The 26,551-nt window shown below is 64.1% G+C and carries 27 protein-coding genes; 19 read left to right on the forward strand and 8 right to left on the reverse strand.

The annotated features are described in order from the left end of the window. Positions 1 to 16 precede the first annotated feature (16 nt). The 4 genes from NX068_RS10615 to murJ all read right to left on the reverse strand — a co-directional run bounded on the left by NX068_RS10615 (position 17) and on the right by murJ (position 4,018). Positions 17 to 574 (reverse strand): mechanosensitive ion channel family protein, encoded by a 558-nt coding sequence (locus NX068_RS10615; protein WP_263461242.1) that lies wholly within the window; start codon positions 572 to 574, stop codon positions 17 to 19. 108 nt (positions 575 to 682) lie between these two features. Further along, positions 683 to 1,501 (reverse strand): DUF429 domain-containing protein, encoded by an 819-nt coding sequence (locus NX068_RS10620; RefSeq protein WP_263461243.1) that lies wholly within the window; start codon positions 1,499 to 1,501, stop codon positions 683 to 685. Positions 1,502 to 1,526: 25 nt separating this feature from the next. Then, positions 1,527 to 2,447 (reverse strand): histone deacetylase family protein, encoded by a 921-nt coding sequence (locus tag NX068_RS10625; protein WP_263461244.1) that lies wholly within the window; start codon positions 2,445 to 2,447, stop codon positions 1,527 to 1,529. 32 nt (positions 2,448 to 2,479) lie between these two features. Next, positions 2,480 to 4,018 carry a murein biosynthesis integral membrane protein MurJ gene (gene murJ, locus NX068_RS10630; protein WP_263461245.1) on the reverse strand — a complete coding sequence of 513 codons (1,539 nt, stop codon included), beginning with the start codon at positions 4,016 to 4,018 and terminating at the stop codon, positions 2,480 to 2,482. A 171-nt stretch (positions 4,019 to 4,189) separates the two neighbouring features. Between murJ and rpsT the strand changes: the two genes are divergently transcribed. Next, positions 4,190 to 4,456, forward strand: coding sequence for a 30S ribosomal protein S20 (rpsT, locus tag NX068_RS10635; RefSeq protein WP_068636544.1), 267 nt, complete (start codon positions 4,190 to 4,192; stop codon positions 4,454 to 4,456). 88 nt (positions 4,457 to 4,544) lie between these two features. Here rpsT and NX068_RS10640 read toward each other — a convergent pair whose 3' ends face one another. Beyond that, positions 4,545 to 4,835, reverse strand: coding sequence for a DUF3579 domain-containing protein (locus NX068_RS10640; protein ID WP_263461246.1), 291 nt, complete (start codon positions 4,833 to 4,835; stop codon positions 4,545 to 4,547). Positions 4,836 to 5,067: 232 nt separating this feature from the next. On the opposite strand from NX068_RS10640, the gene NX068_RS10645 reads away from it, so the two are divergent. The 17 genes from NX068_RS10645 (at position 5,068) to NX068_RS10725 (ending at position 21,115) form a co-directional block, all read left to right on the forward strand. Further along, positions 5,068 to 6,243 carry an aspartate aminotransferase family protein gene (locus NX068_RS10645; protein ID WP_263461247.1) on the forward strand — a complete coding sequence of 392 codons (1,176 nt, stop codon included), beginning with the start codon at positions 5,068 to 5,070 and terminating at the stop codon, positions 6,241 to 6,243. A 9-nt stretch (positions 6,244 to 6,252) separates the two neighbouring features. After that, positions 6,253 to 7,179 carry an ornithine carbamoyltransferase gene (argF, locus tag NX068_RS10650; protein WP_263461248.1) on the forward strand — a complete coding sequence of 309 codons (927 nt, stop codon included), beginning with the start codon at positions 6,253 to 6,255 and terminating at the stop codon, positions 7,177 to 7,179. Positions 7,180 to 7,248: 69 nt separating this feature from the next. Then, on the forward strand, positions 7,249 to 8,481 hold the full coding sequence (locus tag NX068_RS10655) for an argininosuccinate synthase (protein WP_263461249.1): 1,233 nt from the start codon (positions 7,249 to 7,251) through the stop codon (positions 8,479 to 8,481). 35 nt (positions 8,482 to 8,516) lie between these two features. Next, the gene (locus tag NX068_RS10660) at positions 8,517 to 8,747 is read left to right on the forward strand and encodes a DUF2788 domain-containing protein (RefSeq protein ID WP_068636541.1); all 231 of its coding nucleotides are present in this window, start codon (positions 8,517 to 8,519) and stop codon (positions 8,745 to 8,747) included. A gap of 13 nt (positions 8,748 to 8,760) precedes the next feature. Continuing rightward, the gene (gene ppnP, locus NX068_RS10665; RefSeq protein WP_263461250.1) at positions 8,761 to 9,084 is read left to right on the forward strand and encodes a pyrimidine/purine nucleoside phosphorylase; all 324 of its coding nucleotides are present in this window, start codon (positions 8,761 to 8,763) and stop codon (positions 9,082 to 9,084) included. A gap of 31 nt (positions 9,085 to 9,115) precedes the next feature. Continuing rightward, positions 9,116 to 9,601: a YajQ family cyclic di-GMP-binding protein gene (locus NX068_RS10670; protein WP_263461251.1), complete on the forward strand. Its 486-nt coding sequence runs from the start codon at positions 9,116 to 9,118 to the stop codon at positions 9,599 to 9,601. Between the two features lie 122 nt (positions 9,602 to 9,723). Further along, positions 9,724 to 9,930 carry a putative motility protein gene (locus NX068_RS10675; RefSeq protein WP_263461252.1) on the forward strand — a complete coding sequence of 69 codons (207 nt, stop codon included), beginning with the start codon at positions 9,724 to 9,726 and terminating at the stop codon, positions 9,928 to 9,930. Between the two features lie 239 nt (positions 9,931 to 10,169). Then, entirely contained in the window at positions 10,170 to 10,622 is a 453-nt protein-coding gene (locus NX068_RS10680; protein WP_263461253.1) for a type IV pilin protein, read from the forward strand. Further along, positions 10,616 to 11,176 carry a GspH/FimT family pseudopilin gene (locus tag NX068_RS10685; protein ID WP_263461254.1) on the forward strand — a complete coding sequence of 187 codons (561 nt, stop codon included), beginning with the start codon at positions 10,616 to 10,618 and terminating at the stop codon, positions 11,174 to 11,176. Before NX068_RS10680 ends, NX068_RS10685 begins: the two co-directional genes overlap by 7 nt. Positions 11,177 to 11,187: 11 nt before the next feature. After that, positions 11,188 to 11,634, forward strand: coding sequence for a type IV pilus modification PilV family protein (locus tag NX068_RS10690; protein WP_263461255.1), 447 nt, complete (start codon positions 11,188 to 11,190; stop codon positions 11,632 to 11,634). Continuing rightward, the gene (locus NX068_RS10695) at positions 11,631 to 12,734 is read left to right on the forward strand and encodes a PilW family protein (protein WP_263461256.1); all 1,104 of its coding nucleotides are present in this window, start codon (positions 11,631 to 11,633) and stop codon (positions 12,732 to 12,734) included. The genes NX068_RS10690 and NX068_RS10695 overlap by 4 nt, the downstream gene beginning before the upstream one ends. Further along, on the forward strand, positions 12,734 to 13,342 hold the full coding sequence (locus tag NX068_RS10700; protein WP_263461257.1) for a pilus assembly PilX family protein: 609 nt from the start codon (positions 12,734 to 12,736) through the stop codon (positions 13,340 to 13,342). Before NX068_RS10695 ends, NX068_RS10700 begins: the two co-directional genes overlap by 1 nt. A gap of 9 nt (positions 13,343 to 13,351) precedes the next feature. Next, positions 13,352 to 17,572, forward strand: a complete 4,221-nt coding sequence (locus NX068_RS10705; RefSeq protein WP_263461258.1) for a pilus assembly protein — start codon at positions 13,352 to 13,354, stop codon at positions 17,570 to 17,572. Then, positions 17,569 to 18,234: a TIGR02281 family clan AA aspartic protease gene (locus tag NX068_RS10710; RefSeq protein ID WP_263461259.1), complete on the forward strand. Its 666-nt coding sequence runs from the start codon at positions 17,569 to 17,571 to the stop codon at positions 18,232 to 18,234. Before NX068_RS10705 ends, NX068_RS10710 begins: the two co-directional genes overlap by 4 nt. Before the next feature lie 127 nt (positions 18,235 to 18,361). After that, a complete protein-coding gene (locus NX068_RS10715) occupies positions 18,362 to 18,883 on the forward strand; it encodes a CoA pyrophosphatase (RefSeq protein ID WP_263461298.1) in 522 nt (173 codons plus the stop codon). Positions 18,884 to 18,978: 95 nt separating this feature from the next. Further along, the gene (locus tag NX068_RS10720; protein ID WP_263461260.1) at positions 18,979 to 19,905 is read left to right on the forward strand and encodes a CobD/CbiB family protein; all 927 of its coding nucleotides are present in this window, start codon (positions 18,979 to 18,981) and stop codon (positions 19,903 to 19,905) included. Positions 19,906 to 19,933: 28 nt separating this feature from the next. Then, complete coding sequence (locus NX068_RS10725; RefSeq protein ID WP_263461261.1) at positions 19,934 to 21,115, forward strand: acetyl-CoA C-acyltransferase family protein; 1,182 nt, start codon at positions 19,934 to 19,936, stop codon at positions 21,113 to 21,115. 170 nt (positions 21,116 to 21,285) lie between these two features. Here the strand turns inward: NX068_RS10725 and msrB are convergent, their stop codons facing one another. The 3 genes from msrB to ppsR all read right to left on the reverse strand — a co-directional run bounded on the left by msrB (position 21,286) and on the right by ppsR (position 23,859). Continuing rightward, entirely contained in the window at positions 21,286 to 21,696 is a 411-nt protein-coding gene (gene msrB / locus NX068_RS10730; protein ID WP_263461262.1) for a peptide-methionine (R)-S-oxide reductase MsrB, read from the reverse strand. Between the two features lie 50 nt (positions 21,697 to 21,746). Beyond that, positions 21,747 to 22,916, reverse strand: a complete 1,170-nt coding sequence (locus NX068_RS10735) for a DUF2863 family protein (protein WP_263461263.1) — start codon at positions 22,914 to 22,916, stop codon at positions 21,747 to 21,749. Between the two features lie 109 nt (positions 22,917 to 23,025). Further along, positions 23,026 to 23,859, reverse strand: coding sequence for a posphoenolpyruvate synthetase regulatory kinase/phosphorylase PpsR (gene ppsR, locus NX068_RS10740; RefSeq protein ID WP_263461264.1), 834 nt, complete (start codon positions 23,857 to 23,859; stop codon positions 23,026 to 23,028). A gap of 128 nt (positions 23,860 to 23,987) precedes the next feature. On the opposite strand from ppsR, the gene ppsA reads away from it, so the two are divergent. After that, entirely contained in the window at positions 23,988 to 26,354 is a 2,367-nt protein-coding gene (gene ppsA, locus NX068_RS10745; RefSeq protein WP_263461265.1) for a phosphoenolpyruvate synthase, read from the forward strand. The last annotated feature ends 197 nt before the right edge of the window (positions 26,355 to 26,551 follow it).

Below are 26,551 nucleotides of genomic sequence, written 5' to 3' on the forward strand. Positions count from 1 at the left end.
CGCCGGACAGCCTGGCTCAAAGCGGCGGCAGGCTGCGCCAGCGGCGGATCGCGCGCTGGAAGAACAGGCTGTTGGGGACGTGCAGCATGGTGTCGCTGCCGTCGGGCAGGCGTTCGTGCAGCGTGGTGAAGATCAGGTTGATGTCGGTCACCTGGCCCTTCAGGCCGGGTTTTTCGCCGTTCTCGATCACCTCGATGTGGTCGTGGAGGCGGAAGGGCCGGGTGGTGAAGATCAGCAGCGTGCAGAAGATGTTGGACAGCACGCTCCAGGCGGCGAAGAAGGCCACGGCCGCGACTGCGGCAAAGCCGGTGAAGGCGGTCCACAGCACCGTGCCGGACACGCCGAAGCGGTCCAGGATCGTCAGTAGCGCGCCGGCATAGATGATGAAGGCGATGCTGCGGCGAACGATGAGAGTCAGCTCGGGCGGCAGGTTGTAGCGCTCGCCCAGGCGGCGGACGATGCGCCGGACCAGCATGTTCAGCACCCAGGCGGCGAGCAGGACCAGCATGAGCTGCAGGCCGAGCGTGATGAATTCGAGCCAGGGGTGGAGCCATTCGGGAAGCAGGGGTTTCATCGAGAGCCGTTTGGTGAAAGGAAGAAGCTGGTTGGCAAGTTTAGCCCGGCCGGCCTTCGGGCGCAGGTGCTGAGGCCGATGTGCACCGGGTCGTTCGCGGATGCGGGATCAGACGCCGGCAATCCAGCCTTCCAGCGGATCGATCTGTGCCGGCAGGCCGTAATCGGGCGTGCTGGCCCGTGCGCAGGCTGCTGCCTGCATCAGTGCAAGCGCGGCATCGAGGCGGTCGCCGCTGGCATCGTCGATCAGGCTGCCGGCCTGCGATGGGGAAAGCTGAAGTTGCAGGCCGCCCGCCAGGTGGCCTCTGCCAAGAGCGGCGACGATGCACTTGCGGGCATTGCGGCGTTCGGGCGTCTGCTTGCGTTTTTCGTCGCTCTTGTAGGAGTCGCCGGTGATGCTGCGCGCGAGCAGGCCGGGATAGGCTTCCACGGCGATCCGTTGCGGGTCGCCGGCGTGCAGGCCGGGCAGCGTGGCGCCGGCGGCGAGCAGGCGTGGGGCGCCTTCGAGGAACATCAGCCCGACCGGCGGATTCACCAGCTTCAGCGGGCTGTGCGAGCGTGCCGGCAGGTCGGTGGCGCGGTGGGCGTAGCGTCGGCCAATAGGGCGCGATTCACGGTAGGCGTCGAGTGCGGCGCGGAAGCCGGCCTTGCCGAGGGCGGTACAGTGGCGGACGAGCTCGGGCCAGCTTTGCGGCCAGCCGAGATCGACGACCGCTTCGCGCGGCAGGCCGAAGGGGAAATCGAAGGCGCCGAGCCAGGGACCGGGGCGGGCGAGTAGGGCTTCGAAAGCGGGCCAGTCGTCGAAGGCTTCCAGGCCGGTCAGTTCGACCCTCGGTTCGGTCACCTCGCCCGCGAGGTGGCCGAAAGCGGCAGTGATCGGCTTGGCCCGGCGTGGCGCAGAGGTGAAATCGACGCCGATCAGCAGCATCCCGCTTGCCTGCGGAGGCTGCCGTTCAGCGGCCATCGCGCAGCAGGCGGGCGGCGGTGGTCACGGTGTTGAAGTGGATGCTGACGGTGTCGTCGATCGGCTCGGCGTAGCCGCCGGCCATCGCGACCGCCACCGGCACGCCGGCATCGCGGCAGGCGCCGAGCACGCGTTCGTCGCGCATCCGCAGGCCGTCGAGGCTCAGGGCCAGGCGGCCGAGGCGGTCGCCGGCATAGGGGTCGGCGCCGGCGAGGTAGATCACGAGTTCGGGGCGGGCGCGGGCGAAGGTCGTTGCCAGTGCCTGGTCCAGTACCGCCAGGTAGGTGGCGTCGCCGGTGTCGTCGGGCAGTTCGACGTCGAGGTCGCTGGTCTGCTTGCGGAAGGGGAAATTCTTCGCGCCGTGCAGGCTGCAGGTGAAGACTTCCGGCTCGCCGGCGAGGATGGCGGCGGTGCCGTCGCCCTGATGCACGTCGCAGTCGATGATCGCCACGCGCCGCACCCGGCCTTCGGCGCGCATCGCCAGCGCGGCGATCGCGGCGTCGTTGAAAACGCAGAAGCCGGAGCCGAAGTCGCGGTGGGCGTGGTGCGTGCCGCCCGCCAGGTTGGCGGCGCAGGCGCTGCCGCTATCGCCCGCTAGGGCGCTGCGGCAGGCGGCGAGCGTGGCGCCGGCCGAGCGGCGAGAACGCTCGACCATCGCCGCCGTCCACGGAAAGCCGATGCGGCGGACTTCTGCCGCATCCAGCGTGCCGGCGACGACGCGCGCCAGATAGCCGGCGTCGTGCGCACGCAGGATTTCCTCGTCGCTGGCGGCGGCGGGCACGACGAAATCGGCCTCGTCGAACTCGTCGCAGGCCAGCAGGCGGGCGCGCAGGCGCGAATACTTCTCCATCGGAAAGCGGTGGCCTTCCGGCAGCGGCAGCACGAAGTGGTCGGCGTAGTAGAGCTTCATGGCATGCCTCGTCGTTCGCTGTTGCGCATTTCTCAGGCGGCGCCGCGGCGGCGGAAGTCGCGCAGGCGGAAGCCGAGTACGAACAGCGTGGCGAAATAGGCCGCGGCGCCGGCAAGCACCACGGCTGCCAGGCGCAGGCCGCGTTCCAGCCCGCCGATCTCGACCCACAGCGTTTCCGCGCCCATGCCGAACCACAGCACCGCGCCCATCACCGCCAGCGCGGCCAGCAGCTTCAGCGCGAACAGGCCCCAGCCGGCTTGCGGTACATAGACGCCGCGCTTGCGCAGGCCGTGGTAGAGCAGGCCGGCGTTGAGGCAGGACGCCAGCCCGATCGACAGCGCTAGCCCGGCATGGCGCAGCGGCACGATGAAGGCGAGGTTCATCAGCTGGGTGGCGATCAGCGTGACGATGGCGATCTTGACCGGCGTGCGGATGTCCTGGCGGGCGTAGAAGCCGGGCGCCAGCACTTTCACCAGGATCAGGCCGGTGAGGCCGACGCTGTAGGCCACCAGCGCGCTGCGCGTCTGCATCACGTCGCCGGCGCCGAACGCGCCATAGTTGAACAGCGTCGCCACCAGCGGCACCGCCAGCAGCGCCAGGCCCAGGGCGGCGGGCAGGGTCAGCATCAGGGTCAGGCGCAGCCCCCAGTCGAGCAGCGACGAGAACTCGCCCGCCTTCTCGTCGGCGTGCAGCTTGGACAGGCTGGGCAGCAGGATCGTCCCCAGCGCCACGCCCAGCAGGCCGGCGGGGAACTCCATCAGGCGGTCGGCGTAGTACAGCCAGGACACGCTGCCGCTTTCGAGGAAGGAGGCGAAGATGGTGTTGATCAGCAGCGAGATCTGGCTGACCGAGACGCCGAGGATGGCCGGCGCCATCAGCTTCAGGACGCGGCGCACGCCGGGGTCCGACAGGTCGAGGTCGAAGCGCGGCAGCATGCCGATCTTGCGCAGCGGCCGGATCTGCAGCGCGAGCTGCAGCAGGCCGCCGATGAATACCGCCCAGGCCAGCGCCAGCACCGGCGGGTCGAAATAGGGCACGGCGAACAGCGCCATGCCGATGAAGGCGAGGTTCAGCAGCACCGGCGTGAAGGCCGGAATCGCGAAACGGCTCCAGGTGTTGAGCACGCCGCCGGCCAGCGCCACCAGCGACATGAAGAAGATGTAGGGGAAGGTGATGCGGGTGAGTTCGACCGTCAATTCGAACTTGCCGGGGTCGCCCGAGAAGCCGGGCGCCGAGATATAGATGATCAAGGGTGCGGCCAGCGCGCCCAGGGCGGCGACGAGGGCGACCACGAGGCCGAGTATGGTGGCGACCCGGCTGACCAGGGTATGCGTGGCCTCCGGGCCTTGCCGGTTCTTGTATTCGGCCAGGATGGGCACGAAAGCCTGCGAGAATGCGCCTTCGGCGAACATGCGCCGCAACAGGTTGGGCAGGCGGAAGGCGACGAAGAATGCGTCGGTGGCCATGCCGGCACCGAAGGCGCGGGCGATGACGAGGTCGCGCACGAAGCCGAGGATGCGGGACAGCAGCGTCATGCCGCTGATGGTGGCGAGGGCGCGAAGCAGATTCATTTATGGCGGGAAAACGGATTCATGGCGGGGCGAGGCCCGCATGATAGCCGGGTGCCCTGGCAACTGTAAGCCGGAACAGTGGTGCCGGCTTGTCGACCATGCTTGCGTTGCGTTTGATTGGCGGATAGAATCGCGGGCTTTCCAGAACCATTCATCAACGGAATCAAATTTATGGCCAACTCGGCACAAGCTCGCAAGCGCGCCCGCCAGGCAGTCAAGTCTCGCGCCCACAACGCCAGCCTTCGTTCCCGCCTGCGTACCGCGATCAAGGCCGTGCGCAAGGCCATCGTGGGTGGCGACAAGTCGGCGGCTCAGTCGGTCTTTCGCACCTCGATGAGCACCATCGACAGCATCGCCGACAAGAAGATCATCCACAAGAACAAGGCCGCTCGCCACAAGAGCCGCCTGTCCGCCGCCATCAAGTCGATGGCCGCCTGACCGGTGCATGATCTTTGCTGCGGCCAAGGCCGCAGCAGGCAAAAGGCGACCCGCGGGTCGCCTTTTTGTTTTCAGTGCGGCACAGCCTTCAAAGCGGCGTGTCGCCGACCCAGTCGATCTGCAGGTCGTTGTCCTTGGCGAAATTGATCATGAAGTTGTACGCCATCGGTTCGACGTCGTAGAGGCCGGCATCGACCAGTACGGTCTTGTCGCCCTTCAGCGTGCAGCCGGGGCGGACATAGGGCGAGTAGGTCATGCGGTTGTCGGCGCCGAAGGCCGACATGACGCCGCACAGGCGATCGGCCCAGTCGCTCGGGCGGAATTTCTTCCCGTCATTGGTGATGCCGACGATGATGAAATTTTCGATCTTGTGAGTCATGTATGCGCCCTGGCGGCAGAGATGGTGCGCCCGGTACGCCGTCCTGCGGGCGGCGCCCAAAGCGCGGCGCATTCTAGCAGAATGTCGCCATCGGCGGCGTACCGCGTGATATCGGCCGCCGTCGGCGGCGCCTGTACAGGGCCGGCGGTTTTGGCTTAAGATTCCGCTTCATTTCTGCACGGCGGCACCTGCCGCCGTGCGCGTTTTCAGCTTCGTTCCGATCGAGGTTCCGATGTCCCATGTCATGAACACCTACGCCAGGCTGCCCGTCGCATTCACGCACGGGGAAGGCGCCTGGATGTATGACGAGACTGGCAAGCGCTATCTCGATGCCTTGTCCGGCATTGCCGTCAATACGCTGGGCCACAACCATCCGCGCCTGGTCGAGGCGATTGCCGAGCAGGCCGGCAGGCTGATCCATACTTCCAACCTGTACGGCATTCCGCTGCAGGAGCAGCTCGCCGACCGCATCGCCGAGACCTCGGGCATGGACGAGGTGTTCTTCTGCAACTCGGGCTGTGAGGCCAACGAGGCGGCGATCAAGCTGGCGCGCATGTACGGCAACAAGAAGGGCGTCGCGCTGCCGCACATCATCGTGATGGAAAACGCCTTCCACGGCCGCACCATGGCCACGCTGTCGGCCACCGGCAACCGCAAGACGCAGGCCGGCTTCGAGCCGCTGGTGCAGGGCTTCATCCGCGTGCCCTACAAGGACATCGAGGCCATCCGCAAGATCGCCGCGCACGACAACAACGTCGTTGCCGTGATGCTGGAGATGATCCAGGGCGAAGGCGGCGTCAATGTCGCCGACGAGACTTTCCAGCGCGAGCTGCGTGCCCTGTGCGACGACAAGGGCTGGCTGATGATCTGCGACGAAGTGCAGTGCGGCATGGGGCGCACCGGCAAGTGGTACGGCTGGCAGCATGCCGGTACCAAGCCCGACGTGATGACCCTGGCCAAGGGGCTGGCCTCCGGCGTGCCGATCGGCGCCTGCGTGACCTCCGGCCGTGCCAAGGGGCTGTTCGGCCCGGGCAACCACGGCTCGACCTTCGGCGGCAATCCGCTGGCCTGCGCAGCCGGTCTCGCCACCTTCGACACCATCGTCGATGATGGCCTGATGGAACAGGCCGTCGCCATCGGCGACCAGATCCGCAAGGGCCTGGCCGAAGCACTGGACGGTGCCGCCGGCGTGGTCGACATCCGCGGCCGCGGCCTGATGATCGGCATCGAACTCGACCGCCCCTGCGGTCCGCTGATGGCGCGTGCGGCCGAACAAGGCCTGCTGCTCAGCGTCACTGCCGAGCGCGTGGTGCGCCTGCTGCCGGCGCTGACCTTCAGCGCCGAGGATGCCAGGGCCCTGGTGTCGATGCTGGCGCCGATGATTCGCGATTTCCTCGCGAACGGCTGAGGAATGCCGATGAGTTCGATCAAGCACTACCTTCAGTTCAAGGACTTCACCCGCGAGGAGTACGACTACCTCTTCGAGCGGGCGAAGTGGATCAAGGACAAGTTCAAGCGCTACGAACCCTACCACCCGATGTTCGACCGCACGCTGGTGATGATCTTCGAGAAGGCCAGCACCCGCACCCGCCTGTCCTTCGAGGCCGGCGTGCAGCAGCTCGGCGGCTCGGCGATCTACCTGAACACGCGCGACTCGCAGCTCGGCCGCGGCGAACCGGTGGAGGACGCGGCCCAGGTCATCTCGCGCATGAGCGACCTGGTGATGATCCGCACCTTCGAGCAGGAGATGGTCGAGCGCTTCGCCGCCAACTCGCGCGTGCCGGTCATCAACGGGCTGACCAACGAATACCATCCCTGCCAGATCCTGGCCGACATCTTCACCTACATCGAGCATCGCGGCTCGATCGAGGGCAAGACCGTGGCCTGGATCGGCGACAGCAACAACATGTGCAACACCTGGCTGCAGGCCGCCGAGATCCTGGGCTTCAACGTCCATGTGTCGACGCCGCCGGGCTACGAAGTCGAGCCCGAGCGGGCAGGGCTGTACGGCACCGACAATTTCGAGCAGTTCGCCGACCCGGTGGACGCCTGCCGCGGTGCGCACCTGGTCACCACCGACGTGTGGACCTCGATGGGCTTCGAGGCAGAGAACGAAGCGCGCATGAAGGCTTTCGCCGACTGGTGCGTCGATGCCGAGATGATGTCGGTCGCTGCCAAGGACGCCCTCTTCATGCACTGCCTGCCGGCCCATCGCGGCGAGGAAGTCACCGCCGAAGTCATCGACGGGCCGCAGTCGGTGGTCTGGGACGAGGCCGAAAACCGCCTGCATGCGCAGAAGGCGCTGATGGAATACCTGATGCTCGGCCGCGTGGAGCCCAGGTAAACCGCAAAAAAACAACGAGGCTCGCACGGGCGTGCGCGCCGGCAACACAGCAGGAAACAGGAAAACAGCATGAGCGACGTCAAGAAAGCAGTGCTCGCCTACTCGGGCGGGCTGGACACTTCGGTCATCCTGAAGTGGCTGCAGGACACCTACCAGTGCGAAGTGGTCACCTTCACCGCCGACCTCGGCCAGGGCGAGGAGCTCGAGCCCGCGCGTACCAAGGCGCTGCAGTTCGGCATCAAGCCCGAGAACATCTTCATCGACGACCTGCGCGAAGAGTTCGTGCGCGACTTCGTCTTCCCGATGTTCCGCGCCAACACCGTCTATGAAGGCGAATACCTGCTCGGCACCTCGATCGCCCGCCCGCTGATCTCCAAGCGCCAGATCGAGATCGCCCGCGAGACCGGCGCCGACGCGGTGTCGCACGGTGCCACCGGCAAGGGCAACGACCAGGTCCGCTTCGAACTGGGTTATTACGCGCTGATGCCGAACGTGAAGGTCATCGCGCCGTGGCGCGAATGGGACCTGCTGTCGCGCGAGAAGCTGCTGGCCTACGCCGAGAAGAACGGCATCCCGATCGAGATGAAGCACAAGCAGGGCGGTTCGCCGTACTCGATGGACGCCAACCTGCTGCACATCTCCTACGAGGGCCGCCACCTCGAAGACCCGGCGGCCGAAGCCGAGGAATCGATGTGGCGCTGGACGGTGTCGCCCGAAGCGGCTCCGGACGCCGCTGAATATCTCGACCTGGAGTTCGAGAAGGGCGACCTGGTCGCCATCAACGGCACCCGCATGAAGCCGCACGAACTGCTCGCCAAGCTCAACGAGCTGGGCGGCAAGCACGGCATCGGCCGCCTCGACCTGGTGGAGAACCGCTACGTCGGCATGAAGAGCCGCGGCTGCTACGAAACCCCGGGCGGCACCATCCTGCTGAAGGCCCACCGTGCCATCGAGTCGATCACGCTCGACCGCGAAGTCGCCCACCTCAAGGACGACCTGATGCCGCGCTACGCCAGTGTGATCTACAACGGCTACTGGTGGAGCCCCGAGCGCCAGGCCATGCAGGCGCTGATCGACCAGACCCAGCAGACCGTCAATGGCTGGGTGCGGGTCAAGCTGTACAAGGGCAACGTCATCGTCACCGGCCGCGACTCGAAGACCGATTCGTTGTTCGATCCGACCATCGCCACCTTCGAGGACGACCAGGGCGCCTACAACCAGAAGGACGCGCACGGCTTCATCCGCCTCAACGCGCTGCGCATGCGCATCGCGGCGAACGCGAAGACCAGACGGCAGGGCTGAGCCCGGTTTTCGGAGCGCGCTGATTCGGGAGACGGATGATGGACGACATACTGATCTTCGGCCTGACCATGGCCGAGTTCGAGGATTGGTCACTCAAGCTCGGCCTTGGGGCGCTGATCCTGTACATGATGTTCATCATCTGGAACCTGGGCAAGGAATCGAAAGCCGGCAAGTACGGCATGATGTGGATGTTCATCGGCCTCGGCGTCGGCTTCGTCGGCTTCGTCGCCAAGGGCATCATCCAGAAGCTGCTCGGCATCGAATGAGGAAAGCATTTCCATGAGCATCACCGAAAAGATCGACGGCGTCGCCGTCACCACCAAGGCCAACGTCTATTTCGACGGCAAGTGCGTCAGCCACGGCATCCAGTTCGCCGACGGCACCAGGAAGTCGGTCGGCGTCGTCCTGCCGGCCACGCTGACCTTCGGCACCGGCGCGCCCGAAGTCATGGAATGCGTGGGCGGCAGCTGCCGCGTGCGCCTGAAGGGCAGCGAGGAGTGGAAGACCTACGGCGCGGGCGAATCCTTCGACGTGCCGGCCGATTCCAGCTTCGACATCGAAGTGTCGGGCGAGCCCTTCCACTACATCTGCCACTACGGTTGAGCGCAGGGCCGTTCCGGCAGGAGAAAAGACAATGCCTTCATTCGACATCATGTCCGAAGTCGACCAGCCCTCGCTGCGCAATGCCGTCGAGCAGGCCAACCGCAAGATCGCCGGCCGCCACGACTTCAAGGGCACCAGCGCAAATATCGAGCAGGCCGACAAGCTGCTGACCCTCTACGGCGACAGTGATTTCCAGCTCGACCAGATCAAGACCATCCTGCTGCCCGAGATGACGAAGAAGAACGTCGACGTGCGCTGCCTGGACTACGGCGACGTGCAGAAGATTTCCGGCAACAAGGTCAAGCAGGAAGTGAAGGTCCGCGTCGGCGTCGATCAGGATCTGGCCAAGAAGCTCGTCAAGCTGCTGAAGGACAGCAAGCTGAAGGTGCAGGCCGCGATCCAGGGCGATGCGGTGCGCGTGTCCGGTGCCAAACGCGACGTGCTGCAGGAAGCGATCGCGCTGGTCAAGAAGCAGATCACGGATTTCCCGCTGCAGTACGGCAACTTCCGCGACTAATCTCCGGTGGAGCGGGAGCAGCCCGCAAACTACCCTCAAGCGGCCGCATTTGCGGCCGTTATCGCTTGAAGCGCGCCATGCCGCATCCCGGCCGGCACCACAAATGTTTTGGAGTACAGATCATGGACGTCTCTTCCATCGCCGCCGCGGCCAGCGCCAATGCTGCCGCCAGAGTCCAGGCCGAAGCTTCGGTCAAGGTGCTGAAGATGGCGCTGGACATGCAGGCGGAGAGCGCCTTGCAGTTGCTGCAGGCGGTTCCGGCGCCGGCACAGCCACCGGCATCGGCGGTGGGCAGTGCGGCGGGCGGGGTGGTGGATACCTGGGCTTGAGGCCTTCATATCTGCGGTCGGATCACCAGCTCGCGTGTCCTTTCCACTGATCGGCCTGCCAAGGCTGCGAGGCGATTCTGAATCAAGGGCCGGACTTTGCCATTGCGCGGTCCGGCCCTTCCTTTTCTGGAAGCACACACCAAATGCCACTGATCCCGTTTTCCGCTCCGTTCGTCTTCCAGTCCGGGCAGGGAGGGGCGGAAGGGAATACTGTAATGCTAGGTAGAAGGGACAACATCATGGGAAAGAACCAGGGTTTCACGTTGATCGAGATGATGATCGTGGTCGTCATCGTCGGCATCCTGGCGGCGGTGGCGATACCGCAATACAGCACCTACGTCCTTAAGGGCAAGCTCGCCGAGCCACGTGCCAATCTGTCGGAAATGCGTGTGCACATGGAGCGCTATTTTCAGGACAACCGACGCTACAACGGTGCTGCCGGCGTATGCGGGGTGGCGCCGGCCAGGCTTGCCGCAATCGGCGATCAGCGCTTCTTCGATTACGCCTGCGACCCGGGCAACGACGCATGGTCGCAGACCTACACCATAACCGCCACGGGGAAAGCCGGCCAGGGGACCGGAGGCTTCGTATTCACCATCGATCAGAACAACAGGAAGCGCACGACTGCCGTTCCTTCCGGTTGGACAGCGAACGCAAACTGCTGGGTCACCGGATCGGGGGGCGGATGCTGAACCTGCGCCGCGACGCCAGAGGCGTCACCCTCATCGAATTGATGATCGGCATCGCGATTCTCTCCGTGCTGCTGGGGATTGCCGTACCGAGCTTTCGTACGTGGATACAGAACGGCAAGGTCCGCACGGCGGCCGAGTCGATCCAGAACGGCCTGCAGATCGCGCGTGTCGAGGCGATCCAGCGCAACCGTCCGATCCAGTTCGACTTGCGCGATGCGGGGGCGGGTGGAGCCTGGGCAGTGTGCATCCAGCCCGACCCCGCTGATGCCTGCCCGAACCCTGACGATGCGAACACGATCCAGAGCCGCAGCGGTGCTGAAGGCTCGTCCGCCGCAGTGACGGTCGAGATCGAAGAGGGCGCTGTGCCTGTGGTATTCAACGCCGCGGGCCGGGTGCGGGAGCCGGCCGGAAACATCGAGCTTCTGGTCGATACTTCCGCGCTCGATGCCGCTGAAAGCCGGGAATTGCGCATCATCGTGACTCCAAGCGGAAGCATCCGGATTTGCGAAGCCAGCTTCCCGGCGGGCTCGACCGATCTGCGGGCTTGCCCATGAAGGAGCGGAATATGGCACGTGCTCGTTTTCGCCGCCGGGTATCGCGCAAGCTGCAGGATGGAATGGCGCTGCTCGAAGCCCTGATCTCCCTGCTGATCTTCTCGATCGCGGTGCTCGGCCTGATCGGCATCCAGGCCAACATGGTCACGAACACGACCGAGGCTCAGTTCCGCAGCACGGCCACCTACATCGCCCAGCAGAAGATCGGCAGATTCTGGGCGAATCCGTCCGGCGTCGTGAGAATCGATCTGGTCGAGGAAGAAACGTCGCAGGAAATAGACCCGAATCTTCTTCCCTCGGGATATTCGACGGTGTCATCGCTGGCAGGGACCGGCACGCTCAGGGTGACCGTGACCTGGGGCGTGAGTGAGGAGGAGCATCTCAAACAGGTTTCAGGCGAGATCCCGCGATTCAACAACGTGACGATCGATGCGCGGGTCATGGAGTGGGATGAATGATCATGAATCGTCCGATGTGGAAAACAAGGCATTCCCACCACGGCTTCACGTTGGTGGAGATCATGGTCGGCATGGTCGTGGGGCTGCTGGCCTTGCTGGTCGTCATGCAGGTGTTCGGCAGCTTCGAAGGGCAGAAGCGCATCACTACCGGCACGGCCGATACCCAGACGAACGGCGCCCTGGCGCTGCAGGCCGTGCTGCGGGAAACACAGTTGGCGGGCTACGGATTCGCGCTCTTTCACCGGGGGGCCAATTTGCTCAATTGCACGACTTCGCTCAACGGCAGCGCGACGACCGGCGGTTTCAGCACGGTGCCGGTCGTGATCGCGAACGGGGATGGTGCTGCAAACGATACGATCACGGTGCGCTATGGCGGGTCGATGTCCGGTGGCATCGCCACCCAGATCACCCGGCGCGATGGCGACGTGCTTTCGGTCAGTAGCAATCTCGGCTGCCGGGTGGGCGACACCCTGATCATGTCGAACGGCGGCGATACCTGCTATCTGCTTTCAGTCGAGGATTTGCCGGCTCCTGAGACCAACACCACGGAGATCACCCTCGATGCGGATGGCTACAGCGATCTCGAACCGCCGTTGCCTTCCGGCAGCCTGCCCGCGCCGGGTGATTCGCCGTGGTTTGCGTCGTGTCTTGGCCAATATCGTGAAGTGACATTCGACGTTGTCGATGGTCGCCTCCGGCGCAATGAACAGGAGATTGCCACCGGCATCGTCAGTATGCAGGCCCAGTACGGGATTTCGGATTCCGCTGGGGATTCTGCAATCCAGCAGTGGGTCGACGCGACCGGAGACTGGGCCAATCTGGGCAACACCGATCGGCGAAAGCGGATCAAGGCCGTGCGGGTGGCGATCGTCGCGCGAAGCCCCTTGCGCGATCCAGAGCCGGTTTCGCAAGCCTGCAACCAGGCGGTCGATCCACCGACCGGGGTGTGCGCCTGGCAGGATGAAAGCCTGGGCGGCTTCGACTCGCCCGCTCCGGCCATCGACCTCTCCGGCACTGCCGACTGGGATCATTATCGCTACAGGGTTTTCGAGACGATCGTTCCCCTGCGCAACGTGGTCTGGGCGAAAGGGGCGATGTGATGCCGAAGAGAGAATTGCATCCGGCCCACCCTGGGCCATACCGGCAGCGGGGCGTTGTCCTGCTGATCACCCTGATTGCGCTCGTCACCCTGGCGCTTGCGGCGCTGGCGCTGGTGCGTTCGGTCGACACCAACATCATCGTCGCGGGCAATGTCTCCCTGAAACAGGCTGCGACCCTCGCAGCGGACAACGGCGTGGAAACGGCGATCGAATGGATGAATTCCGTCGCGCCGGATATCTTTGACGCCAACAGTGTGCCTAATGCCTATTACGCGACATCCGGCGGGTTCGATCCACTGCTTGGCGAAACTTGGGCAGCAGGAGGCGTGACGACGCGTGTTGCCACTGGAACGGGCATCACCAACGGCGTCGACCTGTCAGGCAACCGTATCCGCTATGTCATCCAGCGCATGTGCTCCGAGCCAGGGGTGCCGACCGTCGATATCTGCCTGCTGATCGAAGGCGCGGCGGAAGGCTACAGCCAGAGCGTCAGCCCCGATCGCTCCGACCTGGGAAACGATGGCCTTGCCAGTCCGGTGTATCGCATCACGGCCCGGGTCGATGGGCCGCGCAATACGGTCAGCTATGTTCAAGCTTTTGTTTATTGAGAGCACATCATGAGAAACATGACTCTGCGTGCGTTCACATTCCTGGCAGGCATCGCTGCCGGCTTGATCATGCCTCAAATGGCAAAGGCGGATGTCGTCGACCTGGCGAGGACGCCGCTGACGAATGCGGCCACGACCGAAGTAAAGCCCAATCTGATGTTCATCCTCGACGATTCGGGCAGTATGGATTGGGAGTTCATGCCTGACCTGGTGACGGATGGCACATACTGCAAGGGAACGAATTCGACCGGCACCAATTATCGCTGCTGCCGGGAGGCGACCGGGACCCAGGGCGGCACTGCGAGAGGAGATAGCGGGGCCTGCCAACCGACATCCTTGACCGTCCATAGAGGCATGCCGCCTTTTTATGCCTCTGGTTTCAACAAGAACTATTACGACCCGACAGTCACTTATCGGCCGCCTCAGAAAGACGACGGCGACGAGGCCACGGACTATGCGGGCACCGGTTCGGTGCCGCTGGATGGCTACGGCATCCAGCGAACGGACACACTGAGTCTGACCAGCAACTATCCGGATGTCGAGTGGTGCACGGATTCCAGCTATGGCGATTGCCTCCGCAATGGTGATTATGTCTTGCCCGGCGTGGTCGGCGGAAAATCATATACCTGGCTGAGAGCGGTGAGAGCCACTGGCGGTACAGCACGATTTGCAGTCGGGCCCGTCGATTCGCCGAGTGTCGAAGAACGGCCGACAGGGCCTTTCTATTACGTGATGCTGCCTGCCGAATATTGTTCGGACAACAGCCTTGTCGATTGCGTGGAGGCCGATGCTCCGACTGCGACGCATCGTGTGCCGGCAAAGTTGCGCTGGTGCCGGAATGCGAACCTGACGGATTGCCGTGCGACGCAGAATGCTACCTACAATTACCCGAGATACCCTACCGTCGTGACGAGTTCGGCCGTTTCGGCCGTGCCGAGCAGTACGGGAGTTTTCGGCGTGAGTGGCGTTGCGAGAAGCAATGCGACAGGTACTGGAAGCGTCTGCGACGGAAAAACAAATGTCGTCACGGTCAGCAGTATTCGCGTTGGCGGCATCGAACTGCTGAGCGAATCACTGAAGTACTGCAACGCGAGCAATGATACCAGCACCCGGAACCGCGGCCTTGCGGATGCAATCGCGGACCGGATTTCCAATGGATTTTCGGCGGCGCGCAGCGGCACTGCGAACATGGCTGTCACGGCGCCCGATGGGTCGTATAACGGGCAAAGCCTTGTAGCTTCCATGCTTGGCGCCTCCTGGGCGAATTCAGCGCGCATGAGCTTCAGCGGCGGGGTCACCGCCAGCGCAATGGCATTCGTCCCCGGCACGTTCACGCGCATCGACATCGTGCCGGGCATGAGCTACGGCAATATCGTCAACGCCGAAGGCGTCATCCTGCTGGATCGCGGCCAGCGCAGCGACTGCGCGGCGGCGCCGAGTTGCACTTATGCGGAAGAGTTGCGCAATTTCGCCAACTGGTTCGCCTGGTACAGGACACGGATGCAGGCGATGAAGACCTCGGTCAGCCGGACCTTCGTCACGATCGACAGCACCTACCGCGTGGGATTTCGCTCGCTGAACAACAACAACAGCGTCAACCTCAAGATCGCCAACTTTACAGGCGACCATAAGGCAGGCTGGTATGGCAAGTTGTTCGATGCCAGGCCCAGCGGCGGCACGCCCTTGCGTCGGGCTTTGTCGGATGTCGGACGGATATACGCGGGCAAGGGGAGCGGTACCACAGGCGCCGATCCAGTCCAGTATTCCTGCCAGCAGAATTTTGCCTTGCTGACTTCGGACGGCTACTGGAACGGGAACGGAGGGGTGGATCTGGCGGGTTCGGCCATCGGCAACGAAGATGGCTCCGGAACGCCTCGCCCGTATTACGAAGGGCCGACGGCAAGTTCGGGAAGCCTGGCCGATGTGGCGAAATACTACTATGAGACGGATTTGAGGACGTCTGCGCTGGGCAATTGTACGGGGGCGCTTTCTGGCGAAAACGTCTGCACGAACAACGTCTTCACCAGCGGCGAGGACAATAATTCGAAGCAGCACATGACCACCTTCACGCTCGGCCTGGGTGTGGATGGAGAACTGCGCTATCAGAGCGACTACAAGACCGCCGAATCCGGCGATTACTATAACATCCTGAAGGGTTTGGGCACGCCGCAAGCAAACTGGCCGGTTCCGCAGGCAGATAAACCCAGCGCGGTCGATGACATGTGGCACGCCGCGGTGAATGGCCGGGGCACTTACTTCAGTGCGGGGAACCCGGCGGAGCTCGCAAGCGGCCTGCGTGATGCGCTCAGGGAGATCAGGGTCAAGGTCGGTGCGGGTGCGGCAGCGGCAACGAGCACGCTTTCGCCGGTGGCGGGAAACAATTTTGCCTATGTCGCCAGTTTCACGACCGAAAAGTGGACGGGCAATCTCGAAGCGCGTGAGATCGATCTCACCACGGGGGAGGTCGGGCGCGAGCCATTGCATTGTGCCGAGAGCGTGACGTCGGAATTCGGTTCCTGCGCGGGCACGATGGCAAGCAAGGTGGATGCGGAGGCGGATACCCGGATCATTTACACGAGCGGGAGCGATGGCTTGGTGAGTTTCACCTATGACAACCTCACGCCCTCTCAGCAGGCGTATTTCAGCGCATCGGCGTTGAGCCAATGGGGCGAGTTGACGACGGCGCAACGGGCGCAGGCGACTGGTCCCAACCTGGTGAATTATCTCCGGGGTCAGCACGGTTTCGAGATGCGCAGCAGCAATGTGGTGGAGCGGCAAGTGTTCCGCGCGCGCGATGCGGTACTGGGCGATCTCGTCGAATCCACGCCGATTTATGTGCAGAAGCCGAATTTCAACTACGCCGACCCTGGCTTTACTGCCTTCAAGGCTGCGCAGGAGTCGCGGGGCGGCACGGTCTACGTCGGCTCGAACGACGGGATGCTGCACGCTTTCAATGCGGAGAATCTCAGCGAGCGTTGGGCCTTCGTGCCCAGCACGGTCATCCCGAACATGTGGCTGCTGGCCGACCAGAACTATAGTGCCTTGCATCGCTACTACGTGAACGGTGCGCCCACGGTATGGGACATCTGCACGAGCAACTGCACGAATGCAGGCTCAGCGGTCTGGAAGACGGTCCTGATCGGCGGCCTCAACGGCGGCGGGCGAGGCTACTATGCTCTGGACGTCACAAACCCGAATTCGCCAGCCTTGTTGTGGGAGTTCACGACCGAGGACGACAACGACCTCGGCTACAGCTTTGGCGAGCCGATCGTGACCAAGCTCGCGGATGGCCAGTGGGTTGCGGTGCTGACGTCGGGCTACAACAACATCGATGGTTCCAACCCCGGCAAGGGTTTCATGTACGTGCTCGATGCGTGGACCGGTGCGGTGGTGCGCAAGATCGGCACGGGGGTGGGAAGCGCATCGACCCCCAGCGGTCTTGCCCGGATTGCCGTGTGGACGGACGACCAGAATCGCAACAATACCGCGGGCTATGCCTATGGCGGCGATCTGCTCGGCAATGTCTGGCGTTTCGACCTGAACAGGGGGCAGGTCAGCGGGGAGAATCCGTTCAGATTCGCACGGCTTTACGGGGATGAGGCGGCGACCGAACCCCAGCCCGTCACCACGCGTCCGACCCTGGGCAAGGTCAATGGCAAGCGCATGATCTTCATCGGCACGGGCAAGTATCTGGAGGTGAGCGATCTCAGCAATCGTCAGCTTCAATCCCTGTATGGCATCAAGGATGACGATGCGAGCGCGACACTGGTCAACCCGCGCAATTCGCTTGTGGAGCAGGTATTGACCGAGACACCCGATGCGCAGCGAACAGGTACCAATAATCCGGTGCCGACCAGTGCTCGAGGATGGTACGTCGATCTGCCGGACTCCGGAGAGCGACAGAACGTTGCCTCCATGCTGGTGCGCGGCGTGCTCATCGTACCGACGACGGTGCCGAGCACGACGGCCTGCGAGCCGGGTGGGTACAGTTGGCTGAACTTCATCAACTACCGGACCGGGGCGCAGTTGCCGTCCCTTGGCTGGGTGTCGACACGTTTCAGTTCGCCGATCGTGGGTATCAATGTCGTCTATGTAGACGGTGAGCCGGTCGTCTCGATCGTGAAAGGGGATAATCCGACACCCGAGCGTGCGCCTCAGCCGCCTTGGGAGAGCACCGAGGAGGGCTTCCAGGGCAAGCGCGCGGTATGGCGTGAAGCGATCGACGAATGAACCTTGCCTCGTTTGAAGTAGCGCGCCTGATGGCACCGGTGCTGGCGTTTGGAGTTTGCCTGGCTTCGAATGCCGCCCAGGCCGCCGGCGTCGGCCTGTCCGGCGTGTTCGGCAGCCGGGCCGTGATCGTCACCGACGATGACCGCCTGCACACGCTGCGTGTTGGGCAGGCGACGGCCGATGGCATGCGGCTCGTTTCGGTCGGGACGGATTCGGCGGTGGTGGAAATCGGCGGCGTGCGCCAGACGCTGCGGCTGGGCGAGCGGGTGGTCAGCGCGGCGTCGGAGGGCACGGCCCAGCGGGTGATGATCGAGGGCGACAGCCAGGGGCATTTCCTTGCGCAGGGCAGCGTCAATGGTGCGTCGATGCGGTTTTTGGTCGATACTGGTGCGACTGCGGTGTCCATGGGGGCAGCCGATGCCAGGCGGGCGGGGATCGATTTCCGCCAGGGGCGGCAAGCCTACAGCCAGACGGCCAATGGCGTGGCGCCGATATGGATCGTCAAGCTGAACTCGGTACGTCTCGGTGGCATCGAACTGGCGGGCGTGGATGCGGCCATCCACGAGGGTGACATGCCGGTGGTCCTGCTGGGCATGAGCTTCCTGAACCGCATGCAGATGAGCCGGGAAGGGAACCGCCTGATACTGGAACGGCGTTATTGATCGATGGGAGGATGAGGTGAGTCTGGGGCAACACGCGGCGCCCGAAATCTGGCCCGCGCCGCTGGATCGTCTGCGCACGATTCTGCAGCAGGCGCCGGGACGGCCGGGAGGGGATTGGCCCGAGACGATGGATGGCCAGCGTCATCGCCCCGCGGCGGTACTGGTCCCGGTGGTTGCCGGGCAGTCTGCGCCCGCGCTGCTCCTCACCAGGCGCACCGACCACCTTCACCACCACCCGGGCCAGATCAGCTTTCCGGGCGGGCGGGTCGAAGCACAGGACGCTTCGCCGGTCGAGACGGCGCTGCGCGAAACGGAAGAGGAGATCGGCCTGGACCGCAGCCATGTCGAGCTGCTCGGCGCCTTGCCCGATTACTACACAGGCACGGGTTTCCGCGTGACGCCGGTGGTGGGGGTGGTGCACCCTCCCTTCGAACTGCAACTGGATACCTTCGAGGTGGCCGAGGCTTTCGAAGTGCCGCTGGCGCATTTTCTCGACCCGGCCAATCATCTGCGCCACAGCTTGATGCACGAAGGGCGGGAGCGCCAGTTCCACGCCATGCCCTACAAGGATTACTACATCTGGGGCGCGACGGCGGGCATCATCATGTCCCTGTACCGCCTGCTGTCCGGGAAGGGCGGCCGGGTCTGAACCTGCATGATGTACCGGTGAAGGCGCCATCGTGGCGCCTTCGGGCCCTGTGGTATCTTGGCGATATTCTGATTGCGTTTCCACAGTAGCCCGGCATGACTCTTTTCGCCCTGATCATTGCGCTGCTCATCGAGCAGATTCGTCCGATTCCTGTCGACCGCTGGGTAATCCAGCCCTTGCGCTCCCTGTCCGGGAGCCTGCTCGAGCGTTTCGGCGATGGCCAGGGCGGGCATCGCCGCCTGGTCTGGGTGGGCGTCGTGGTGCTGGGTACGCTGCTGACGGCGGTGCTGCACTATCTGCTGTGGGAACTGCATCCGGTGTTCGCGTTTGCGTTCAATGTCGTCGTGCTGCTGCTGGCGATGGGCTTTCGCCACGAGAACCGTTTCTTTTCCGAAATCCATCTGGCCTTGCGCATGGGCGAGCTCGATCGTGCGCGGGCCTTGCTGGCCGATTGGCGGGGGCGTGACTGTGGCGGGGCGGATGCCAGCGAGGTGGCCCGGCTCGCCATCGAGCAGGCGCTGGTGAGCACGCATCGCAGCTTGTTCGGCGTCGCCTTCTGGTTCGTGATCCTGCCGGGGCCGAGCGGTGCGGTGATGTACAGGCTGGCGAGGTTCTTTGTCGATGAGTGGGCGCGCGGCGCGCAGGCGGCGTCCGATGATTCCGGCCGGTTCGCACGGCGCGGCTTCGAGCTGATCGACTGGCTGCCGGCGCGGCTGACGGCGGCGTCGTTTTCGGTCGTGGGTGATTTCGAGGGCGCCATCTATTGCTGGCGCACTCAGGCAGTGCTGTGGCCGGACAAGTCGTCGGCTATACTGCTTGCAAGTGGTGCGGGTGCGCTGGGCGTCAGACTCGGCATGCCTGTCCATGAGTCCGGCGGCATCGTCGATCGGCCCGAACTGGGGCAGGGCGACGAGGCGAGTGCCGATTACATGCAAAGTACGGTGGGCCTGATCTGGCGGGCACTACTGGTATGCTTGTTTCTGCTTGTCCTGGTCGGTTTGGCCGGCTGGGTGGGTGGATAATTTTTCGAACCCATAGGAGGGAGTGTGCATGGCAAATCGTGAAGTCGTTGTTCTGAGCGCTGTTCGTTCCGCTGTCGGCGGTTTTGGTGGCTCGCTGAAGGACATGGAGCCGTCCGATCTCGGCGCAGTGGTGATCAAGGAAGCGATCGCGCGTGCCGGTGTGGACCCGAAGGCGGTTTCGTTCGCTTCCGTCGGCCATGTCATTCCGACCGATGCCCGCTATGCTTACGTGTCGCGCGTCGCCACCGTCAATGCCGGCATGTCGATGGATTCGGTCGCGTTCCAGGTGAGCCGTCTGTGTGGTTCGGCCCAGCAGGCAATCGTCAACTCGGCCCAGGCGATCATGCTGGGTGATGCCGACTACGCCATCGGTGGCGGTGTCGAAGTGATGTCGCGCGGCGCTTACCTGCTGCCGGCCCTGCGCAGCGGTGCGCGCATGGGTGATACCAAGGCGATCGACGCCATGGTCGCGGTGCTGACCGACCCCTTCGGTGTCGGCCACATGGGTGTCACTGCCGAAAACCTGTGCACCAAGCACGGCATCAGCCGCGAGGACCAGGACGCCTTTGCGCTGGAATCGCAGAAGCGTGCTGCCGCGGCCATCGCCGAAGGCCGTTTCAAGAGCCAGATCGTCCCGATCACCTTCGAAACCCGCAAGGGCACCGTGGTGTTCGATACCGACGAGCATCCGCGCATGACCACCATGGAAGCGCTGGCCAAGATGAAGCCGGCTTTCAAGAAGGACGGTTCGGTGACGGCCGGCAACGCGTCGGGCATCAACGACGCTGCCGCCTTCCTGGTGCTGGCCGACGCTGCCAAGGCGGCATCCGCCGGTCACAAGCCGATCGCCCGCCTGGTGTCCTACGCCATCGCCGGTGTGCCGAACGAAGTGATGGGCGAAGGTCCGATCCCCGCCACCAAGCTCGCGCTGCAGCGCGCCGGCCTGACGCTGGACCAGATCGACGTGATCGAATCCAACGAAGCCTTCGCGGCGCAGTCGATCACGGTCAACCGTGGTCTGGGCCTGGATACCAGCAAGGTCAACCCGAACGGCGGCGCCATCTCGCTGGGCCACCCGGTGGGCGCGACCGGCTCGGTGATCATCACCAAGCTGCTGCACGAGCTGATCCGCGTCAATGGCCGCTATGGCGTGGCCACGATGTGCATCGGCGGCGGCCAGGGCATCACCACGGTGTGGGAACGCGTGTAAGCGTTGCTTCCACCCACAAAAAACCCGCGCTTGCCTCAGGGCAGCGCGGGTTTTTTATGTTCTTGAATTCGGCTTCTCGCAGGCGCGGCCTTAGCCGAGATGGGGCGCAACAGCGGAAGCACAGGCCCTCGTCCTGCATTCGCAGCCAGGCGCCCCGGCTAAAGCCGCTCCTATGAGGAGGGTGTTTCCGCGTCCTTCTTCAGCTCGATCGACGCCGAGTTGATGCAGTAGCGTAGCCCGGTCGGCTGCGGGCCGTCGTCGAAGACGTGGCCGAGATGGGCGCCGCACTGGCTGCAGAGCACTTCGGTGCGCACCATGTAGTGGCTGTGATCGGCCGCGGTGGCGACGTTGTCGGGTTCTGCCGCGGTCCAGAAGCTGGGCCAGCCGCAGCCTGCGTCGAACTTGTGCTCCGAGCGGAACAGCGGGGCGCCACAGCACACACAGTTGTAGGCGCCCTTGTCCCAGGCATCCCAGTACTGCCCGGTGAATGCGCGCTCGGTTCCCTTGCGGCGCGTCACCCGGTACTGCTCGTCGGTAAGCTGGGCGCGCCATTCGGCGTCGCTCTTGTCGATCTTGCTCATGCTTTCCGATCTCTCTGTCAGTGACTGGGATAGGGTAGTTGGGATGACGTTTAGTGCAGATGGCGGGGCATTTGTTCCATCTGCTCTTCCGGCATTTCGGCATGCACGGCTTCGCCTTCGGCGGAGGGGTACATCGGCGCCCCGCAGTCGTCGCAGTATTCGAGCGGGAACTGGTGGTCGAGGTGGATGATGTCGGTGAGGCCGCATTCGCGCAGCACTGCTTCGATCTGGCTGGGAATGTCGGTGCTGTCGTCTTCGGCGCCGAGCAGGGGCCAGACCACCCCATGCACGACCTGCTCGCTGCCGCGCACGCTGAAGCCGATGCGGTATTCCTCGAGGTCACGGTCCCAGAACGGCGCGATGACGGCACGCAGGTTGGAGGCGGGGACTTCGAGCGCCGTTCCCAGGTAGGCGACCGAGGCGCGCACCGAGTACGGGCGGCTGTCCTTGTCGGCGGCGCGGCTGGCGGCGAAATAAGGTTCGGGCAGCACGAGGTCGACCGCACAGCCCGGCAGCAGGGGGGCCAGACAGGCGCCGCCCTGGATGCGCCATTGTTCGCGCGCCCCGTCGCGGCTGCCGTCCCTTTCCTGCCAGCGGAAAACCGGCTTGCCGCGGGGCACCGCAGCGGCGGCGAGCAGGTAGCGGGTGTCGGACAGGAACTGCGCGGTGTCCGGCATGCCTTCGGTGTCGATGCGAAGGTCCGAATTGTTCATCGCCGCGGAGCCGAGCATCTTGGCGAATTCCGCCGTGGCGCAATAGCCCTGGGGCAGTTGGTCGGGGCTGAACAGGAAGTTGGCGACGGCGAGGCGGGCGTCCTGGGCAAGGACGTGGGCTTGGAAATGGACGCGCAGGTTGGCGAGCACGGCCGAAGGCACGGCGACCGCCGGGATGCGGTAGCGCGACCAGGCAAGAACGGGGGCGGCGATGAGCACGACGTCCTGGTCGGCGAAAGCGCCGGTGGCGCATTCGGCGCGCGATTCGATGAAATCGGCCAGTTCGTCGTAGGCGCGCGCTTCGGTGCTGTAGAGGTGGTCCAGGGCGATGTTGAGCGCTTCTTCTTCGTTGTTCTCGAGGTGCTCGTCCAGCGCGGCACTCAACTGCTGCTCCCAGTAGCTGTCCTCGATACGGCTGCTCGATTCGGCAAGGCCGTTTGCGAGCCACGTCAGTTGTTCAGCGATGCGTCCGAGGCCGCCGCGGCGCTTGATGCGCGTTCTTTTCATTGTGCAGTCCTGTTGCTTCTTGCGATGGCGCCCGTTTCGGGTGGCAGGCGCGAGGACCACATTCTAACCGAATAAGCGGAGGCCGCCGCCGGCGGCTCGATACTGCGCTTCAGAACACTGGGCGTTCGACGCGCACGGTCTGCAGGATGGTGGCCGAGATCTCTTCGATCGACTTGGTGGTCGAGTCTAGCCAGCGGATGTTTTCGCGGCGCATCAGCTTCTGTGCGGCGTCGATCTCGTAGCGGCAGTTCTCCAGCGAGGCATAGCGGCTGTTGGGGCGGCGCTCCTGGCGGATCTGCGACAGGCGTTCGGCGGCGATGGTGAGGCCGAAGAGCTTGCGGCGGTACTTGTGCAGTTCGCCGGGCAGCTTGTTGCGCTCGAAGTCTTCGGGAATCAGCGGGTAGTTGGCGGCCTTGACGCCGAACTGCATGGCCAGGTAGAGGCTGGTCGGCGTCTTGCCGGAGCGGGAAACGCCGACCAGGATCACGTCGGCTTCTTCCAGTTCGCCGTTGTTCGAGACGCCGTCGTCGTGGGCCATGGCGAAGTTGATCGCCTCGATGCGGTGCTTGTAGTTGATGCTGTCGGCGATGCCGTGGAAACGCCCGACCGCGTGCGTCGAGCGCTGGCCGAGTTCGGTTTCGAGCGGGCCGATGAAGCGGTCGAACAGATCAAGAAATAGCGCATCGGCGTTGTGCAACGCAGCAACCGTGTCTTCGTTCACCAGCGTGCTGAACACGATCGGACGTACGCCGTCGCTCGCCGCGGCTTCACGGATCTGGGCTGCGCAGTCGATGGCCTTGTCGATGTCGTCGACGAAAGGTGCGCGCACCTGCCGGAAGCGGCCCTCCGGAAACTGCGCAAGCAGGCTGTGGCCAAGGGTTTCGGCCGTGATGCCGGTGCCGTCGGAGACGAAGAAGACGGTGCGGGTGGGGATGTCAGTCATGATCGCTGCCTGTATTTGCTCGGAGTGGGACGGGGTTGGCATTGGGGCAAACCCTGTCGTGCGGCAGAGCACAATAAAACGTTAAAATCGGATTTTGCTTTCTATCTCTCTTTTGCGGAAGGTCATCCATGACGCGCTACGTGATTCCTTTCAACGAACTTCGCATGACCGACGTCGAAAAGGTCGGCGGCAAGAACGCCTCGCTCGGCGAGATGATCAGCCAGCTGCCTTCGAGCGTCCGCGTTCCGGGCGGTTTTGCGACCACTGCGGAAGCCTACCGCGAATTCCTGGCGCACGATGGCCTGGCCGACCGCATCAACGCCGCGCTCGACGCGCTCGACGTCGATGACGTCGATGCCCTGGCGAAGACCGGCGCCCAGATCCGCCAGTGGATCATCGATATTCCGTTCCCGGCCAAGCTCGAAGCCGAGATCAAGGCCGCCTACGACAAGATTACCGCAGAAGGCGAGGGCAGTTTCGCCGTGCGTTCATCGGCCACCGCCGAAGACCTGCCGGACGCCTCCTTCGCCGGCCAGCAGGAAACCTTCCTGAACATCCACGGCTACGAGAACATCCTGCACGCGATGAAGGAAGTGTTCGCCTCGCTGTACAACGACCGCGCCATCGCCTACCGCGTGCACAAGAACTTCGCCCACGCCGACGTCGCGCTGTCGGCCGGCGTGCAGCGCATGGTGCGCTCGGATTCGGGCGCCTCGGGCGTGATGTTCTCGATCGACACCGAGTCGGGCTTCGACCAGGTGGTGTTCATCACCGCTTCGTACGGCCTGGGCGAAACCGTCGTGCAGGGCGCGGTGAACCCCGACGAGTTCTACGTGCACAAGCCCACGCTGGCGCAGGGCAAGCCGGCGATCATCCGCCGCAACCTGGGCTCCAAGCTGATCAAGATGGTGTTCACCGACAAGGCCGTCGCCGGCAAGTCGGTGCGCACGGTCGATGTGCCCGAGGCCGACCGCAACCGCTTCTCGCTGACCAACGAGGACGTGCTGGAGCTGGCGCGCTACGCGGTCGTCATCGAGAAGCACTACGGCCGCCCGATGGACATCGAATGGGGCAAGGACGGCCAGGACGGCAAGCTCTACATCCTGCAGGCCCGCCCCGAGACGGTGAAGAGCCAGGATTCCGGCCTGGTGATGGAAAAGTACCGCCTGAAGCAGTACGGCAAGGCGCTGACCCACGGCCGCGCGATCGGCCAGAAGATCGGTGCCGGCGTGGTCCGCGTGGTGGGCGACGCCTCCGAGATGAACCGCGTGCAGCCGGGCGACGTGCTCGTCACCGACATGACCGACCCGAACTGGGAGCCGGTGATGAAGCGCGCCAGCGCCATCGTCACCAACCGTGGTGGCCGCACCTGCCACGCCGCGATCATCGCGCGTGAGCTGGGCATTCCCGCCATCGTCGGCTGCGGCAATGCCACCGACGTGCTGGACGAAGGCGAGTCCGTCACCGTCTCCTGCGCCGAAGGCGACACCGGCTACGTCTATCGCGGCAAGCTGGAGTTCGAGGTCATCACCACCGACATGGGCAACCTGCCGGAAATCCCGGTGAAGATCATGATGAACGTGGGCAACCCCGAACTGGCCTTCGAGTTCGCCCAGATCCCCAACGGCGGCGTCGGCCTGGCACGGCTGGAGTTCGTCATCAACAACATGATCGGCATCCACCCGAAGGCGATCCTCGACATCGGCCAGGTGCCGGCCAGCCTGCGCGACGAGATCAACCGCCGCTCGCGCGGCTACGCGACGCCGAAGCAGTTCTTCATCGAGAAGCTGGTCGAAGGCGTGGCGACGATCGCCGCCGCCTTCTACCCGAAGCCCGTCATCGTGCGCATGTCCGACTTCAAGTCGAACGAATACCGCAAGCTGCTGGGCGGCGAGATTTACGAGCCGGAAGAGGAAAACCCGATGCTCGGCTTCCGCGGCGCCTCGCGCTACATCGCCCATTCCTTCCGCGACTGCTTCGAGATGGAAGTGGCGGCGATGAAGAAGGTGCGCAACGAGCTCGGCCTGACCAACGTGCAGATCATGATTCCGTTCGTGCGCAATCTCGAAGAGGCCGAAGGCGTGGTCGATCTGCTGGCCGAGCACGGCCTGAAGCGCGGCGTGAATGATCTCAAGCTCATCATGATGTGCGAGATCCCGTCCAACGCCATCCTGGCCGAGCAGTTCCTGGAACACTTCGACGGCTTCTCGATCGGCTCCAACGACCTCACCCAGCTCACGCTGGGCCTGGACCGCGACTCCGGCCTGGTTGCGCACGCCTTCGACGAACGCGATCCGGCGGTCAAGCAGTTGCTGTCGATGGCGATCCGCGCCGCCAACAAGCTCGACAAGTACGTCGGCATCTGCGGCCAGGGGCCGTCCGACCACGCCGACTTCGCCGAGTGGCTGATGGACGAAGGCATCCAGACCATTTCGCTGAACCCGGACACGGTGGTCGATACCTGGCTGAAGCTGGCCGCGCATCGCGCCGGCTGATTCGAAAGTCCGGCCGCCTGATATAGGGGCATTCGCCGATAGGCGAATGCCCCTTTTTCGTGCGTGCTTTGCACCAGGATCGAGCAGTTCTGCTGAATTTAAGTAGATACGTCAAAATGAAAAAGTTGCTCTAGAATGGCTTCTCCTGAACAAGCATCGAAGGGGACACAATGAAGAAGCATCTGCTCGCAATTGCC

Origin of the sequence: Thauera carbonicopians, assembly GCF_025699485.1 — a bacterium.
Lineage (GTDB): Bacteria > Pseudomonadota > Gammaproteobacteria > Burkholderiales > Rhodocyclaceae > Thauera.